The organism is Streptomyces dangxiongensis (assembly GCF_003675325.1).
GTDB classification, from domain to species: Bacteria; Actinomycetota; Actinomycetes; order Streptomycetales; family Streptomycetaceae; genus Streptomyces; species Streptomyces dangxiongensis.
In genome coordinates this window covers 5,153,997-5,170,636 of record NZ_CP033073.1, presented here as the reverse complement: position 1 = coordinate 5,170,636, position 16,640 = coordinate 5,153,997, and the positions used below count along the sequence as shown (strand labels likewise).

The window sequence follows — 16,640 nt, the reverse complement described above, 5'->3', positions numbered from 1 at the left end:
TCCTCCCGGCGCGCCCGGTCTCCCCGGCACACCCGGCGCTCCCCCTGCCCCCGGCGTCCCCGCTCGGCCCGGCGGGCCCGGAGGGCCCGTGGCCGGCGTCCCGCCGGTGCCGCCCAGCCGGCGGACCGCGTTCGCCGAGGGGGCCGAGCGGCTGCGGGCCGCCGCGACGACCGAGCCGGGACGGCTGCGGATCATCGGTGCCGTACTGGCGCTGCTGGTCGTCGCGTTCGGGGCGGTCACCGCATGGCAGACCAGTGCCCGGTCCGCCGCGGCCGACGACGTGCTGCACCGCAGCCAGCCGCTGAGCGCGGGCGCGGCCGGGATCTACCGGTCGCTGGCGGACGCCAACACGGCCGCCTCCACCGGGTACCTGGCGGGCGGGCAGGAGACCCCGGACTCCCGGGACCGGTACGAGAAGGACATCAGCACCGCCGCCGCCGGACTCGTCACCGCCGCCGCCAACGCCGAGCCCGGCTCGGCCCCGGAGGCGACCATCGCCCGGCTGAACCGGCTGCTGCCGGAGTACAAGGGCCTGATCGAGCGGGCCCGGACGTACAACCGGCAGGGCTACCCGGTGGGCGGCGCCTATCTGCGCTACGCCAACGAGAAGATGCAGAAGCAGATGCTCCCGGCGGCGGAGGACCTGTACTCGACGGAGAACCGGCGGCTCACCGGCGACTACGGGGACGCGACACCGTACCCGTGGGCGGCGATCGCGCTCGGGGTGCTCGCCCTCGCCGCGCTCGGCCGGGCCCAGCACCGCATGTACCGGCGCACCAACCGCGTCCTCAACCACGGCCTGGTCGCCGCCAGCGCCGCGACCGCCGTCGCCCTGCTGTGGCTGGTCGTCGGGCACGCGATCGCCCGGTCGGGACTCGACGGCTCCTACGAGCACGGCATCCGCTCGCTCAACGTCCTGCACGACGCCCGGATCGCGTCCCTGAAGGCGCGCGGGAACGAGAACCTGAGCCTGGTGTCGCGCGGCGCCGAGACCGTCACGGTCGGCGGCACGTCCTACGACGCCTACTACCACGACTTCGACAAGGACATGGCCGTGCTCGGCAAGGGACTCACCGAGGCCGCGAGGCTCGCCGACGACCGGGCGGGCACCGCCCCGGTCAAGGCGGCCGAGACCGACATGGCGGTGTGGAAGCGGCGCCACGCCGCGGCGCGGGCCGAGGACGAGAACGGCAACTACCAGCAGGCGCTCGACAAGGTGATCGGCGCGAAGGGCGCGACCGGCGAGTGCTTCGACGGCGTGGACCGCAGCCTCGTCCGCGCCATCGGCCGCGAGCAGGCCCGGTTCCGGCAGGCGGCCGGTGACGGCCGCGACGCCATGACCGGGCTGCCGGCCGGCGCGGCCGTCCTCGCGGTGCTGGGCGCGGCCGCCGCCGTCGCCGGCATCGGGCGCCGGCTCTCGGAGTACCGGTGACAGGGGGCAGGGCGATGGACGCAAGCCGTGCACGGGCCTCGCTGCGGGGCTGGGGCGGGGTCGCCGCGATGGCGGTGCTGTGCGCGCTGGCGCTGGCGTTCGCCCTGCTGCTGCCCTGCACCCAGACGCCGGTGCCGGAGCGGACCGGCTCGCGGACCGTCACCGCCACCCAGGCCCGCGCCGACGGCTGCGAGGACGCGGACGCCCACCGGCACTCCCTCGCCCCGTCCGATGCCGACGGACCGGTGATCGACGCCATCAAGGCCCGTACCGGCGACCGGCGCAAGCTGATCGTCGGCGTCGACCAGAACAGCTACCGCTGGGGCTACCGCAACCCCAACACCGAGGGCGCTCGACTGGAGGGCTTCGACATCGACCTCGTCCACCGGATCGCCGAGGACATCCTCGGCGACCCGGAAGCGGTGCAGTTCAAGGCCATACCGACCAGCCAGCGCATCCCCGCCATCGAGAACGGGCGGGTGGACATGGTCGTACGGACCATGACGATCACCTGCGACCGGCTCACCCATGTCGCCTTCTCCGCGCCCTACTTCAAGACCGGGCAGCAGGTCCTCGCCCCGAAGTCGTCGGCGATCACCGGCTACGACGGTTCGCTGGCCCGCAAGAAGGTGTGCACGTCGGCCGGTTCGACCGCGCACACCAAGCTGGACGCCGACCGCAAGGACGGCCGGCTGCCCGCCTCCACCGACATCTCCACCACCGTCCCCAGCCAGCTCGACTGCCTGGTCCGGCTCCAACTCGGCGAGGTGGACGCGGTGGTGACCGATGCCGCGCTCGCCGCGAGCCAGGCGGCCCAGGACCCGACCGTCGCGCTGAAGGGCAGGGCGTTCACCGAGGAGTACTACGGCGTGGCGATGCGCAAGGACGCCACCGACCTGGTACGCCGGGTCAACCGCGTCCTGGTGGACTACCGCGCGAACGGCTGGCAGGCGTCGTACGACAAGTGGCTGTCGGCGACACTGGGTAAGGATCCGGCGGCGTCGAAACCGCCCGTGCCGCAGTACGCGCACGGCGGTTGAGCCGCACCCGACCGGAACACACAGCGAGCGAGAGGTGATCGATGGGCGTCACGGACCCCGCCGGGCCGGTGATGGACCGGGACGAGGTGGACCGTGCGCTGGCGCGGCTCGGCCAGGAGCACGAGGCGATCGAGACCTCGCTGCTGGCCCTCCAGGACCACGCGGGCCGCAGACTCCTCGAAGGGGCGGCCCTGACCGGTGTCACCGAAGAGCGCTGGCAGGCCGCAGAGGCCCGGATCACCTCGCTGTGGGCGTGCTTCGACGCGTACACGGCCGCGCTGCGCGGTGCCCGGCAGATCCGCGCCCGGCGCCGCTGGTCCAGCCGCGAGGACCTGGCGCAGCTCACCGGGCTGCTGCGCGGCGAGTCCGTGACCGTCCCCGACAGCGGCACCGGCAGGCTGAGCGAGACGTTCACGCTGTCCGCGCTGGTGGACCGGATGAACGAGCTGTACGCGACGAGCCTGGACGTGATCGTCGCCGCCGACGCGGTGTGGTCGGCGCTGCCCGCGCGGATCGATCTGCTCGCCGAGGAGCTCCGGCGCACCCGGCAGCTCGCGCACTCGGTGGGGGTGCGCCCCGGCGAACACCCGGCCGGCGACGACCTGGAGCGGATCACGCGCACGCTGACGCGGCTGCGCGAGGACGTCGTCTCGGACCCGCTCGCCTTCTGGGTGCCGGCCGCGGGCAGTTCGGCACCCGGCGGCGGCCGTCCGGACACGACGGTCTACGACCGCGAGGCGCGCGCCCTGGAGGACGTACGCCGGGAGATCGACGCGGTGCTGACGGTGCGGCAGGACGCGGAGGCGCGGCTGATCCGGCTGCGGGACGTGCTCTCGCGCGCGGACCGCACCCTCGCCGAGGCCCGTGCGGCACGCGGTGAGGTGCTGGCGAAGATCGCCGCGACCGAGGTACCGGTGGTCAGCGGGCCGCCGACCGCGCTCCACGAGCAACTGGCCACCGCGGCCGAGTACCGCAGGCAGGCCCGCTGGCACCGGCTCTCCCCGCTGCTGGAGGACCTGGAGCGCAAGGCGGAGGACGAACTGCTGCGCGCCCGTGAGTCGCTGACCGAGGTCACCGCGCCGCTCGCGGTCCGCGCCGAGCTGCGCGGCCGGCTGGACGCCTATCGGGCCAAGGTCGCCCGGCACGGACTCGCGGAGGATTCGCTGCTGGTCGAGCGGTACGACGTGGCCCGGCGCATGCTGTGGAGCGCGCCCTGCGACCTGCGCGTGGCCGAACAGGCCGTCCTGCGCTACCAGCAGGCGGCGGCCGAGATGCTGGGCAGCGCGAGCGCGCCGCAGGACCGTGGGGGGGACCAGTCATGAGTCAGCCGGGGCAGATCTGCCAGCGGCCGGGCTGCGGAGGAGCGTACGAGGACGTCGGCGGCGGCGAACTGTACTGCGACACCTGCGGTCTCGCGCCGGTCGTCTCCGCGACCGGGTCGGTCGGCTCGCCGCCCACCGGGGTCACCCGGGGCTCGGCGCAGAGCGGCAGGTCCGGCAGCGCGCGTACGTCGTCCCGGTCGTCGAGGTCCCGCCGCTCGGTGTCCGGGCGGCTCTCCCGGTCGCTGTCGGGCGCGTCCGCCGGCCGTTCGGTGTCGGTGCGCAGCTCCGGTTCGTCGTCCGGTCCGTCCACGCGCGGGCGGCTGGGCGCGGGGCTGGTCGCCGTGCCGCAGGTGCCGCGGCCGGATCCGCGTGCGATGGTGCTGGACAACCCGGAGGTGCCGGAGCGCAAGCGGTTCTGCTCCCGTTCGGACTGCGGGGCGCCGGTGGGCCGGTCCCGGGGCGAGCGGCCGGGCCGTACGGAGGGCTTCTGCACCAAGTGCGGGCACCCGTACTCCTTCGTGCCCAAGCTGAGGGGCGGGGACATCGTGCACGGCCAGTACGAGGTCGCCGGCTGCCTCGCGCACGGCGGACTCGGCTGGGTCTACCTCGCCGTGGACCGGGCCGTCTCCGACCGCTGGGTGGTGCTCAAGGGCCTGCTGGACACCGGCGACCAGGACGCGATGGCCGCGGCGATCTCCGAACGGCGGTTCCTGGCGGAGATCGAGCACGCCAACATCGTGCGGATCTACAACTTTGTGGAGCACCTGGACCAGCGCACCGGCTCCCTCGACGGCTACATCGTCATGGAGTACGTGGGCGGCAAGTCCCTGAAGGAGATCGCCAACGCCCGCCGCGCACCCGACGGCCGGCGCGACCCGCTGCCGGTGGAGCAGGCGTGCGCGTACGGCATCGAGGCGCTGGAGGCGCTCGGCCATCTGCACAGCCGCAACCTGCTGTACTGCGACTTCAAGGTCGACAACGCCATCCAGACCGAGGACCAGCTCAAGCTGATCGACATGGGCGCGGTGCGCAGGATGGACGACGACGAGTCGGCCATCTACGGCACGGTCGGCTACCAGGCGCCGGAGGTCGCCGAGGCCGGCCCGTCGGTGGCCAGCGACCTGTACACGGTGGGCCGTACGCTCGCCGTGCTGACCTTCGACTTCCAGGGCTACACGAACGTCTACGCGGACTGTCTGCCCGACCCCGACAGCATCGAGGTCTTCCACCGGTACGAGTCCTTCTACCGGCTCCTGGTCCGCGCCACCGACCCCGATCCGGCCCGCCGGTTCGCCTCCGCGCAGGAGATGGCCGAGCAGTTGACGGGCGTGCTGCGGGAGGTCGTGTCACTCCAGAGCGGACACGCCCGGCCCGCGCTCTCGACGCTGTTCGGACCCGAGGTGAAGGTCACGGACGCGGAGCTGTTCCCACGGCTGCACGGGGAGGTGTCCCGGCTGGGGTCGCGCGCGGTACACGGCCGTAAGCGGGCCGCCGCCCGCACGACACCGGTGCCTTCGGCCGCGGCGGTGGCGGGTGGGGCGATGTCTCCGGCTCCGTCGGGAACGGCTGGGACGCTACCCGCTCCGGCTCCGTCGGGAACGGCTGGGACGCTACCCGCTCCGGCTCGGGCGGGGGCGGCGTCGGGTACGTCGGACCCGGTCCCGGCGGCGCCGGCTCCCGGGGTGCCGGCCTCAGCGGTGCCGGCTCAGGCGTCGACGGGCGGGGCGGCATCGGCCAGCGGGGTACCGGCTGCCGCGGCGTCGGCCCCCGGCGTGCCGGTTTCCGGGCCGTCGGACCTGGTCAGGCCCGTCGACACCCCCGCCGCCGCCCTGGCCCTGCCGGTCCCGCTGGTGGACCCGACCGACCCCGACGCGGGTTTCCTGGCGGGCCTCATGACCTCCGCGCCGGCCGAACTGATCGGCGCCCTGGCCGCCGCGCCCGCCCGGTCCGTCGAGACCCGGCTGCGCCGGATCCGCGCCCGGCTGGAGAGCGGCGACCACCGGACCGCGCTGACCGGCCTGGCCGAGCTGGACGAGGAACGGCCCGACGACTGGCGGGTGGTGTGGTACCGGGGCGTCGCCGCCCTGGCCACCGGCGACTTCGAGGGCGCCGCGCCCGCCTTCGACGCGATCTACGACGCCTTCCCCGGCGAGGCCGCGCCCAAGCTGGCGCTCGGCCTGTGCGCCGAGGTGCTGGGCCAGCCGGACAACGCGGCCGAGTACTACCGCCTGGTGTGGGCGACCGACCCCAGCTATGTGAGCGCCGCGTTCGGCCTGGCCCGGGTGCGGCTCGCGGCCGGGGACCGGCGCGGTGCCGTGACGACGCTGGAGTCGGTGCCGGAGTCGTCCATCCACTACACGGCCGCCCGGGTCGCCGCCGTCCGGGCACGCCTGAGACAGCGCACGGCGAGCGCCGGTGACGTACCGTTCCTGGACGACCTGACGGCCGCCGCCGGGCAGGTCGAGGCGCTCCAGGTGTACGGTCTGGACCCGGCCCGGCGCGAGCAGTTGGTGGCGGAGGTGCTCGGCTGCGCCCTGGACTGGGTACTCTCCGGGGGCCAGGACACCGGCCCCGCCGCCGGCGGCCGGGTGCTGCTGGGCAGCGGTCTGGACGAGCGGGGCCTGCGCTTCGGCCTGGAGCGCGCCTACCGCACGCTGGCCCGGCTGGCGCCCGGCGGCGAGGAAAGGATCGAGCTGGTGGAACGGGCCAACCGTTACCGCCCCCGGACGTGGGTGTAGTCGATGTCGCAGATGCCCCAGCAGGCCGCACTGCCGAAGTGCCCGAGCTGCGCGGAGCCCGTCGAACCGGGTGACCTGTTCTGCGGAGCGTGCGGGTACGACCTCTCGGTGGTGCCCGCTTCCCCCCAGGACCAGCCGACCATGACCATGAACGGTCCCGGCGCGCCCGGCGACGGTGTGGACTGGCCGGCCCCCGAGCCGCCGGGCTCCGCCGGCACCCCGCCCGGGGTGCTCCTGCCGGCCGACCTGCCCGGCACCGATTCGGGCGGCACCCCGCTGGCCGGGCACGAGCCCGACGCCGAGCGGTCCACCGGCTCCGGGGTGCGGTTCGACCGGCCGGCGGAGCCCGACGAGTACCCGCTCCAGGCACCGGACCCACGGCTGTCCGCCGATCCCGGCACCCCGGCCGCTCCCGCGACCGTGTGCGTGGCCTGCCGGGCGGGCCGGGTGGACAGCGACGGCTACTGCGAGAACTGCGGACACGCCCAGCCCCGCGAACGCGACCACCTGGAGCGGGAGTCGGGTCCGGTCGCCGCCGTCAGCGACCGCGGGCTGCGCCACCACCGCAATGAGGACGCCTTCGCCGTCGGCCACACCACGCTGCCGGACGGCACCCCGGCGGCGCTGGCGGTCGTCTGCGACGGCGTGTCGTCCGCGACCCGCCCCGACGACGCGTCCCTGGCCGCCTCCCGGGCGGCCGGTGACATCCTGCTGGCCGCCCTGCCGCGCGGCACCCACCCGCAGCAGGCGATGCACGAGGCGATCGTCGCCGCCGCGCAGGCGGTCAACGCGCTCGCCGAGGAGCCCGCCACGGCCCGTGAGCAGGCCCCGCACCAGAACGCGCCGGCCTGCACGATCGTCGGCGCGGTGGTCACCTCCGGGCTGCTGGTCGTCGGCTGGGTCGGCGACAGCCGGGCCTACTGGGTGCCCGCCGACCGCGGCGCGCCGCCGGCCCGGCTGACCGAGGACGACTCCTGGGCCGCGCAGATGGTCGCCGCCGGCCTGATGAGCGAGGCCGAGGCGTACGCCGACGAGCGGGCCCACGCGATCACCGGCTGGCTCGGCGCCGACGCCTACGAACTGGACCCGCACACCGCGTCGTTCAAGCCGGACCGGCCCGGAACCGTGGTGGTGTGCACCGACGGGCTGTGGAACTACGCCGAGTCGGCGGAGGAGCTGTCCGAGGTCGTGCCGGCGGACGCGGCGGTCCGTCCGCTGCACAGCGCCCGGGTGCTGGTCGGCCACGCCCTGGACGGCGGGGGCCACGACAACGTAACAGTGGCCGTGCTGCCGTTCCCCGCGCCGCGCCAGGGGGCAGGATCGGCCTGAGGCCGGAACGGGGAGGCCTCGGCGGACCGGAGGGGACCGGTCCGCTCATCTGCGTCGCCTCGCGTCCGCGAGGTGTCCGAGGGGGATGTGGAAGCAGCATGGCCAGTTTCGCGAAGCCGAACGTGCCGCAGTTCTCGGTGGACGTCTACCAGAACGAGTACCTGCCCGAGGGCGGCAGCGAGGTCAACGCCGTCGTGACGGTGACGGCGACCGGCGGCGGCACCGCCGGCGGCGCCGTCACCGCACCCGTCCACACACCGGGGCGGCAGCCGTCCGCCGCCGTCGCGGTCATGGTCGACTGCTCGGGTTCCATGGACCACCCGTCGGCCAAGATGCGCAACGCGCGGGACGCCACGGCCGCCGCGATCGACACCCTGCGCGACGGCACGCACTTCGCGGTGATCGGCGGCACCCACGTCGCCAAGGAGATCTACCCGGGCGGCGGACGCCTCGCGGTCGCCGACGGCGTCACCCGCGAGCAGGCCAAGCAGGCGCTGCACCGGCTGAGCACGGGCGGCGGTACGGCCATCGGCACCTGGCTGCGGCTCGCCGACCGGCTGCTGTCCTCGGTGGACGTCACCATCCGGCACGGCATCCTGCTCACCGACGGCCGCAACGAGCACGAGTCGGCGGACGACCTGCGGGCCACGCTGGAGGCGTGCGCCGGACGGTTCACCTGTGACGCGCGGGGCGTGGGCACCGACTGGGAAGTGAAAGACGTCACAGGCATCGCCTCCGCGCTGCTCGGCACCGCCGACATAGTCGCCGACCCGGCCGGCCTGGCCGCCGACTTCACGCGGATGATGGAGACGGTGATGGGCAAGGAGGTCGCCGACGTCGCCCTGCGGGTGTGGACACCGGTCGGCACGGCCATCCGGTTCGTCAAGCAAGTCGCCCCTGTCATGGAGGACTTGACCGGCCGCCGCACCGAGGCCGGGCCACGCGCCGGGGACTATCCCACCGGGTCCTGGGGCGACGAGTCCCGCGACTACCACGTGTGCGTCGCGGTCCCGCCGGCCGGGATCGGGCAGGAGATGCTCGCCGCACGGGTCTCCCTGGTCGTCCCACAACCGGACGGAACGGTACAGAACCTCGGCGCGCAGGGGCTCGTACGGGCCGTGTGGACGGCCGACATGACGGCCTCCACCTCGATCAACCCCCAAGTCGCCCACTACACCGGGCAGGCCGAACTGGCGCATGTCATCCAGAAGGGCCTCGACCTTCGCAAAGCGGGCGATTTCGACGGAGCAACGGCCAAACTGGGGCGCGCGGTTCAGCTCGCGAGCGCCTCGGGGAACGCGGATACTGCGAAACTGCTTGCGAAGGTGGTGGACGTGGTCGACGCCGCGACAGGTACTGTGCGGTTGAAGACGAGGGTCGCGGAGGCGGACGAGATGACTCTGGAGACCCGGTCCACGAAGACTGTCCGTGTGAAGAAGTGACTCCTGGAAGCGATCGCAGCGATCCAGACGGACCCTCAGGAGAAGGGGAAGCACCGACATGCCGACCTGCCCGAACGGACACCAGTCGGGTTCCGACGACTGGTGCGAGGTCTGCGGTCACCGCATGGCCGGTGCCGTACCTCCGCCCCCTCCGCCGCCGCCCGCCGGTGGCTACGGCTTCCCGCCGCCCGCCGGCCCGGGCGGTCCCGGCGGTCCTGGCGGCCGGACCGGCGCCGGACGCCCGCACACCGGGTCCGCCCCGGAGCCGGAGCTGTGCCCGCAGTGCCGTACGCCCCGCGAGGGCGGCGCGCCGTTCTGCGAGGAGTGCCGGTGGAACTTCCTGACCAACACGGCCACCTCGTACACACCGGCCGCCCCGGCCGCCCCGCGCTCGCCGCAGCCGCGGTTCCAGCCGCCGAGCGCGACGTACGGCGGCGATGACGGGTACGAGTACCAGGGCTCCCGTCCCTCGCAGATGAACCGGCCCGCCGAGCCGCTCCCGTCCTTCACCAGCGAGCCGTCGGGTCCGACGCCGTTCGCCGGTGAACGGCGCCCCTCCGGCCCGCCGACCACCCCCGGCCCCACGGGCGCGCCCCCCTTCGGCCCCGGGAACCAGCGCCGCCCCGGCACCCCACCGCCCTTCCCCGGCACCCCGGGCACGGTCCCGGGCCAGCCCGGCCGGCCCGGCTTCGGCGGCGGCCAGGGTCAGGGTCCCCAGGGCCCCGGCGGTCCGTCCGGCTTCGGCGGCGGTCAGGGGCAAGGGCAGGGTCCCCAGGGCCCCGGCTCCGGCGGACCCTCGGGGTACGGCGGCGGTCAGGGTCCCCAGGGGCCCGGCGGACCCTCCGGCTTCGGCGGCGGCCAGGGGCAGGGGCAGGGTCCTGGTGGCCCGTCCGGCTTCGGTGGTGGTCAGGGGCAGGGTCAGGGGTCACAGGGTCCCGGCTCCGGCGGTCCCTCCGGCTTCGGGGGCGGTCAGAGCCACGGTCAGAGTCAGGGTCCCGGCGGACCGTCCGGCTTCGGCGGCCACGGCCCGGGTCAACGCCAGGGCCAGGGTCAGGGTCACGGCGGTGCCCCGCAGGCGTTCCAGCAGACCGGCGCCCCGGCTCCGTCCGCCTTCCCGCGTGAGGGCGGCCGGACCCGGGCCGGTGACGACGACTGGGTGCTGTCCCCGCCGTCGTCCTCCGACCCGTCCGGACCCGGCCAGGGCCCCGGCGGCGGCTACGGCTACCCGCAGCCCGGCGCCACCCAGGCCCCGCCTCCCGGGCCGGGCGGCTTCCCGCAGGCACCGCACTCGCCGCACGCACCGCGGTCGGCCACCTGGACCGCGACCATAGGCCCGGACCGCGAGTACTTCATGGCGATGATGCAGCGCTCCGGCCCCGAGGCCGCGGGCCTGAACCTGCCCGCGTACTCGCCGGAGCAGCAGCGCACGCTCACCGGGAACCAGGTCACCATCGGCCGCCGCCGGCACTCCACCGGTGACACCCCCGACATCGACCTGTCGGTGCCGCCGGAGGACCCGGGCGTCTCGCACCAGCACGCCGTGCTGGTGCAGCAGCCGGACGGCGGCTGGGCGGTCGTGGACCAGAACTCGACGAACGGCACCACGGTCAACATGTCCGAGGAGCCGATCCAGCCGTTCGTGCCGGTGCCGCTCCAGGACGGCGACCGGGTGCACGTGGGCGCCTGGACGTCGATCACCGTCCGCCGGGGCTGAGGGCGATCACGGCAGGGGCCAGCGGTACGGCCCCTCCGGGTCGTCCAGCCACGCCCAGGCGCGCCCGCCGCCGACCGTGACGCCGTACCGGCCGCGGTCCGGCCTGCCCTCGCGCTCCCACAGCGCGTACGCCTCCAGCGGATCGAGGGTTCCCCGGGTCAGCCCGAGCAGGAAGCGGAACGGCTCCTCGGCGCGGGCCCGGCCCGGCAGTCCGGCGAGGGACACGTCCTCGGGTTCCGTGCGGCCCTCGCCGCGCAGCGGGACGAAGAAGGCGGCCGTGGGCAGGAAGCGGCCCTCGGCGTGCTCCCGGCCGTGCACGGTGAGGGTCAGCAGTCCGGTGGCCATCGGGGTGAGGACGCGGGCGCCGGGGCGGCACTGGGCGATCCAGGCGCGCGGGACGGTCGGCAGCTCGCAGGTGGCGATGATCCGGTCGAAGGGGGCGCGTTCGGGCACCCCGCGGGCGCCGTCGCCGGTCACCACGACCGGGTGGAAGCCGGCCGCCGCGAGGTGCTGCCGGGCCGATTCGGTGATCTCCGGCTCCAGGTCGATGGTGGTGACGAGGCCGTCGTCGCCGAGCCGGTGGGCGAGCAGGGCCGCGTTGTAGCCGGTGCCGGCGCCCACCTCCAGGACCCGGTCGCCGTCCCGGACGCGCAGCGCGACCAGCATCCGTGCCATCAGCGAGGGCTGGCTGCTGGAGGAGAGGAGTTCGCCGTCGCGCAGCCGGGTGGCGAGCGGGGCGTCCGCGTAGGCGCCGCGCACCCAGCGTCTGCGGGCCTGCCGGTCGTCGCTCTCGCCCCAGCGGCGTTCGTAGCCGCGGGGCCCGGCGACGTAGTAGTACGGCACGAACAGGTGTCGGGGCACCTCCGTGAACGCCTCCCGCCACGCCGGGTCCCCGGTCCAGGCCCCGTCGGCGTCGATCTCCCGTACCAGCGCGGCCCGCGCCGTGGCGGCGAGTCCCTCGGTCTCCGTGTCGTAGGCGCCCATGCCTCCACAGTAGGGTCGCGTCCGGCCGGGGCCGGTCCATGAGCCCGGAGTCCTCGGTCACCGGGTCTGAGACGATGGACGGGTACTGCAATTCCCGGGGGCGTCCCCGGACCCCCGGCCGAACGAGCCCAGGGGCGGACCGGCACACAGATGTGAGGCAATCCAACGTGACCGAGATTCGGCGCGGCACGCTTCAGGAGCAGACCTTCTACGAGCAGGTCGGCGGCGAGGACACCTTCCGCCGGCTCGTCCACCGGTTCTACGAGGGAGTCGCCGGTGACCCGGTCCTGCGGCCGATGTACCCGGAGGAGGACCTGGGTCCGGCCGAGGAACGGCTGGCCCTGTTCCTGATGCAGTACTGGGGCGGCCCCACGACGTACAGCGAGAACCGCGGCCACCCCCGGCTGCGGATGCGGCACGCCCCGTTCACCGTGGACCGGGCGGCGCACGACGCCTGGCTGCGGCACATGCGGACGGCCGTCGACGAGCTGGGCCTGTCCGAGGAGCACGAGCGGACGCTGTGGAACTACCTGACGTACGCCGCCGCGTCGATGGTGAACACCCCCGACTGACCCCGGCGCCCCCGTGCCGGCGACCGTCGCCGTGCTCCACGGGCAGCCCCGGGCCGGCACGGGCGGCGGCCCGGCTCGACGCCCGAGGCCCACGGTCGTACGGCGCACGGTGAGCCGTACGGAGGACCCGCGCGCGGCTCAGCGCACGCTGAGGCCGAGGGACTCCAGCCCGGTCTGCCGGACGGCGACGGACCCGTAGGGGGTGCGCAGCCGGAGCCACGCCCCCGAGGAGAACACCCCGAGGTCCCCGGGCTCGGTCCCGGGCCGCAGGAAACCGAGGGACTGGGCGGCGTGCACGGCCCGTACGGGCAGCCGGGTGCCGTCGATCCGCCGGGACCAGATGTCCCGCCCGATCCGGTCCAGCTCCGCGCGGGTCCGCCCCTGCGGCCCCAGCTCCTCGGTGCGCGACCGGAACTCGGCCACCGCGGCGGCGACCGTGGCGCGCAGCGCGTCCGGCGCGGGCGGTCCCGGCTCGGCCCGCCAGCCGGCCCGCGGCGGCAGCACACCGGCCCACGGCGGCCCCGTGACGGCGCCCGGGACGCCGGCGGTGGCCGCCCGCTCGGCCACGGACTCCAGGAACTCACCGGCGGAGACGGTCACGTCGAGGGTGACGTCGAGACCGTGCTCGTACGGCTTGGCCAGCCGCACCGCGCGGACCGCCAGCACCTCGAAGGACGGCGGCCGGCCGAAGACGGCGAGCGCCGTGCCGGCCGCCTGGAGACGCACCGCGGCTCCACGGTCGTAGTGGAGCAGCCGGGAGAGGAAGGCGGCGAGGTCCGCGGCCTCCGTCTCGTCGTCCAGGTGGAGCACCGTCATGCGGCGACGGCCTCCCCCTCGGTCCGGGCGTCGTCGGCCGCGTCCATGTACTCCTGGAGGAACTCGCGCTCCTCCGCGGTGATCCGCCGCGGACGCTGGCCCTCGAAGTCGAACGGGACGATGACCGTCGAGGCCCGTACGTACACGAGGTCACCGTCCTTCACCTCGTAGGAGAGGGTGAAGGACGCGGCCCTGATCTCGGTGATCCACAGCTCGATGTCCACCGGCGCGTGCCGGTGGACGAGCTGCCGCTTGTAGTCGATCTCGTGGCGCGCCACCACGGACCCCTGCTTGAAGTCCTTGTCCGGGCGGAACAGGAAGTCGATACGCGCCTCCTCCAGGTAGCGGAGGAAGACCACGTTGTTGACGTGGCCGTACGCGTCCATGTCCGCCCAGCGCAGCGGGCAGCGGTAGATGTGGCGCAAGACCGATCAGCCCCGGGTCAGCTTCTTGTAGGTGGCACGGTGCGGGCGCGCGGCGTCCGGGCCGAGCCGCTCGACCTTGTTCTTCTCGTACGAATCGAAGTTGCCCTCGAACCAGAACCACTTCGACTCACCCTCGTAGGCGAGGATGTGCGTGGCGACCCGGTCCAGGAACCACCGGTCGTGGGAGACGACGACGGCGCAGCCGGGGAACTCCAGCAGGGCGTTCTCCAGGCTGGAGAGGGTCTCCACGTCCAGGTCGTTGGTGGGCTCGTCGAGGAGCAGCAGGTTGCCGCCCTGCTTGAGGGTCAGCGCCAGGTTCAGCCGGTTGCGCTCACCACCGGAGAGCACGCCCGCGGGCTTCTGCTGGTCCGGGCCCTTGAAGCCGAAGGCGGAGACGTAGGCGCGGGACGGCATCTCGACCTGGCCGACGTTGATGTAGTCGAGCCCGTCGGACACGACCTCCCACAGCGTCTTCTTGGGGTCGATGTTCTCGCGGCTCTGGTCGACGTAGGAGATCTTGACCGTGTCGCCGACCCTGATGTCACCGGAGTCCGGGGTCTCCAGACCCTGGATCATCTTGAACAGCGTGGTCTTGCCGGCGCCGTTCGGGCCGATGATCCCGACGATGCCGTTGCGCGGCAGCGTGAACGACAGGCCGTCGATGAGGATCTTCTCCGCGAAGCCCTTGTGCAGGTCGTTGACCTCGACCACGACGTTGCCCAGCCGCGGGCCCGGCGGGATCTGGATCTCCTCGAAGTCCAGCTTCCGCATCTTGTCCGCCTCGGCGGCCATCTCCTCGTAGCGCGCGAGACGGGCCTTGGACTTGGCCTGGCGCCCCTTGGCGTTCGACCGCACCCACTCCAGCTCTTCCTTGAGCCGCTTCTGGCGCTTGGCGTCCTTCTGGCCCTCGACCTTGAGGCGGGTGGCCTTGGTCTCCAGGTACTTGGAGTAGTTGCCCTCGTAGCCGTGCAGGCGGCCGCGGTCCACCTCGCAGATCCACCCGGCGACGTTGTCCAGGAAGTACCGGTCGTGGGTGACCGCCACGACGGTGCCCTCGTACTTGGCGAGGTGCTGCTCCAGCCAGTTCACCGACTCGGCGTCGAGGTGGTTGGTGGGCTCGTCGAGGAGCAGCAGGTCGGGCTGCTCCAGCAGCAGCTTGCAGAGCGCGACGCGGCGCCTCTCACCACCGGAGAGGGTGGTGACCGGCCAGTCGCCGGGAGGGCAGCCCAGCGCGTCCATGGCCTGCTCCAGCTGGGCGTCGAGGTCCCAGGCGTTGGCGTGGTCCAGCTCCTCCTGGAGCTTGCCCATCTCGTCGAGCAGCGCGTCGGAGTAGTCGGTCGCCATCAGCTCGGCGATCTCGTTGAACCGGTCGAGCTTGCCCTTGACCTCGGCGACACCCTCCTGGACGTTCTCCAGGACGTTCTTCTCCTCGTTCAGCGGGGGCTCCTGGAGCAGGATGCCGACGCTGTAGCCGGGGGACAGGAACGCGTCACCGTTCGACGGCTGCTCGAGGCCCGCCATGATCTTCAGCACGGTCGACTTACCGGCGCCGTTCGGACCGACGACGCCGATCTTCGCCCCCGGCAGGAAGCTCAGGGTGACGTCGTCGAGGATCACCTTGTCGCCGTGCGCTTTGCGCGCCTTGCGCATGGTGTAAATGAACTCAGCCAAAGGAAACCGTCCGGCAGCTTGAAACTGGCAGTGGGCAGATACACCCCATCTTGCCTGACCGCCACCCCTGGGGGGAAACCCGTGAGGTCGGGGGGCGCTGACCTGGAGGTTCGCCGCTGCGGGCTGCGGCTCGCCTGTCACTCGCGGTCACCGTCGGTCGACCTGGGGCACCCTCGCACGGCCCAGGGACGGCCCAGGGCCGATCACGCAGACTCGCCGGTTGATCGACGCCGGACGCCTCCGACCAGGCCGCACGAACCTCAGCCGACGACAGCCAGCCACGACGGCGGGCACGCCGACCGACCAGGCGCGCGTATGCCTCGCTGCACCCCTATCGGCCTCAGCCACGGTGCAGCACCGTCGTCGGGAGCAGCCACGCCGGCCGGGCCGTGGGGACGGCGCCGAGTGTTCTCCTCGCACAGCCCTCAGCTTGGGAAGCTGCGGTTCTTTGTGGCCAGCCTGGGCACTGTCCTGCGCGAACGGCTGTGGTGCGGCCTCGTCTGGACTGGTTGTTTTCACCGTGGTTCCCCCCTGTTCCCCGCTCGATCTGGTGCGCATGTGGTGCGGTTCCCGAAGGCGTTCGGGTTCAGTCCAGCGGCCTGTGCAAGCACAGCAAAGATGCTGCTTCGCTGAGCCGACGAGTCGGCTGATGTCGTCACGGGTCTGCGCTCTCACCTCGTCCAGCTCGGCCCTGCTGTCCACCTTGGGCAGCGTCGTGATGCCCGTGAGTACGTCTTCCGCAGTCCGGCTCAGCCTGCCGTCGTCTGTCAGCATCTGCACTCGGAAGAGGGCCTCCTGGGCGTTGGAGCGCAGGTCGTAGGCGCGGATACGCACGGCGGCGGGGTCCTCGGGTGGTGGCTGCTCGTGCTCGCAGAACCAAAGATGGACCAGGCAGCGGCGGTAGTTGACCAACGCGCCTGCATAGGCGGAGTAGGCATCGAGTCGCTCCTGCCGAAGCTTCTCGCGGCGGGCGAACTCATGGCTCCTGTCGGTGGTGCGCTGCTGAAAAGCCAGAGTGATCCCCGACCCAAGCAGGGTTCCAACAACGGCTATGGCGCTGGCGATGATGGACTCCACGCCTCAAGCTGATCACGCTTCGCCGCCGGCGGTGGGCTGCTGGCCCGACTTCGCTGCCAAGTTGGCGATGCCCTCGGC

At 73.4% G+C, this 16,640-nt stretch carries 12 protein-coding genes and 1 pseudogene; 8 read left to right on the top strand and 5 right to left on the bottom strand.

Annotation, left to right across the window (positions count from 1 at the left end; all coding sequences use genetic code 11):
- Nucleotides 1–88: 88 nt before the first annotated feature.
- The 7 genes from D9753_RS23275 (at nucleotide 89) to D9753_RS23245 (ending at nucleotide 11,017) form a co-directional block, all read left to right on the top strand.
- Nucleotides 89–1,432, top strand: a complete 1,344-nt coding sequence (locus D9753_RS23275) for a hypothetical protein (RefSeq protein ID WP_394346740.1) — start codon at nucleotides 89–91, stop codon at nucleotides 1,430–1,432.
- A gap of 14 nt (nucleotides 1,433–1,446) precedes the next feature.
- Entirely contained in the window at nucleotides 1,447–2,472 is a 1,026-nt protein-coding gene (locus tag D9753_RS23270; protein WP_121788755.1) for a glutamate ABC transporter substrate-binding protein, read from the top strand.
- Nucleotides 2,473–2,513: 41 nt separating this feature from the next.
- Nucleotides 2,514–3,794, top strand: coding sequence for a coiled-coil domain-containing protein (locus D9753_RS23265; RefSeq protein WP_121788754.1), 1,281 nt, complete (start codon nucleotides 2,514–2,516; stop codon nucleotides 3,792–3,794).
- Nucleotides 3,791–6,532: a tetratricopeptide repeat protein gene (locus tag D9753_RS23260; RefSeq protein ID WP_121788753.1), complete on the top strand. Its 2,742-nt coding sequence runs from the start codon at nucleotides 3,791–3,793 to the stop codon at nucleotides 6,530–6,532. The genes D9753_RS23265 and D9753_RS23260 overlap by 4 nt, the downstream gene beginning before the upstream one ends.
- A 3-nt stretch (nucleotides 6,533–6,535) precedes the next feature.
- On the top strand, nucleotides 6,536–7,861 hold the full coding sequence (locus tag D9753_RS23255) for a PP2C family serine/threonine-protein phosphatase (protein WP_121788752.1): 1,326 nt from the start codon (nucleotides 6,536–6,538) through the stop codon (nucleotides 7,859–7,861).
- Between the two features lie 98 nt (nucleotides 7,862–7,959).
- Nucleotides 7,960–9,303, top strand: a complete 1,344-nt coding sequence (locus tag D9753_RS23250; protein WP_121788751.1) for a vWA domain-containing protein — start codon at nucleotides 7,960–7,962, stop codon at nucleotides 9,301–9,303.
- Between the two features lie 58 nt (nucleotides 9,304–9,361).
- Complete coding sequence (locus D9753_RS23245) at nucleotides 9,362–11,017, top strand: FHA domain-containing protein (RefSeq protein ID WP_121788750.1); 1,656 nt, start codon at nucleotides 9,362–9,364, stop codon at nucleotides 11,015–11,017.
- 6 nt (nucleotides 11,018–11,023) lie between these two features.
- Here the strand turns inward: D9753_RS23245 and D9753_RS23240 are convergent, their stop codons facing one another.
- Nucleotides 11,024–12,001, bottom strand: a complete 978-nt coding sequence (locus D9753_RS23240; RefSeq protein ID WP_121788749.1) for a methyltransferase domain-containing protein — start codon at nucleotides 11,999–12,001, stop codon at nucleotides 11,024–11,026.
- 167 nt (nucleotides 12,002–12,168) lie between these two features.
- Here D9753_RS23240 and D9753_RS23235 point away from each other — a divergent pair, with 167 nt between their 5' ends.
- On the top strand, nucleotides 12,169–12,573 hold the full coding sequence (locus D9753_RS23235; RefSeq protein WP_121788748.1) for a globin: 405 nt from the start codon (nucleotides 12,169–12,171) through the stop codon (nucleotides 12,571–12,573).
- Between the two features lie 138 nt (nucleotides 12,574–12,711).
- Here D9753_RS23235 and D9753_RS23230 read toward each other — a convergent pair whose 3' ends face one another.
- The 4 genes and pseudogenes from D9753_RS23230 to D9753_RS38110 form a co-directional block, all read right to left on the bottom strand.
- Nucleotides 12,712–13,389 carry a hypothetical protein gene (locus D9753_RS23230; protein ID WP_121788747.1) on the bottom strand — a complete coding sequence of 226 codons (678 nt, stop codon included), beginning with the start codon at nucleotides 13,387–13,389 and terminating at the stop codon, nucleotides 12,712–12,714.
- A complete protein-coding gene (locus D9753_RS23225) occupies nucleotides 13,386–13,814 on the bottom strand; it encodes an acyl-CoA thioesterase (protein WP_121788746.1) in 429 nt (142 codons plus the stop codon). Before D9753_RS23225 ends, D9753_RS23230 begins: the two co-directional genes overlap by 4 nt.
- A 6-nt stretch (nucleotides 13,815–13,820) precedes the next feature.
- On the bottom strand, nucleotides 13,821–15,485 hold the full coding sequence (ettA, locus tag D9753_RS23220) for an energy-dependent translational throttle protein EttA (RefSeq protein WP_121788745.1): 1,665 nt from the start codon (nucleotides 15,483–15,485) through the stop codon (nucleotides 13,821–13,823).
- Nucleotides 15,486–16,100: 615 nt separating this feature from the next.
- Nucleotides 16,101–16,562 (bottom strand): annotated as a pseudogene (locus D9753_RS38110) (hypothetical protein); the annotation flags it as partial.
- Between the last annotated feature and the right edge of the window lie 78 nt (nucleotides 16,563–16,640).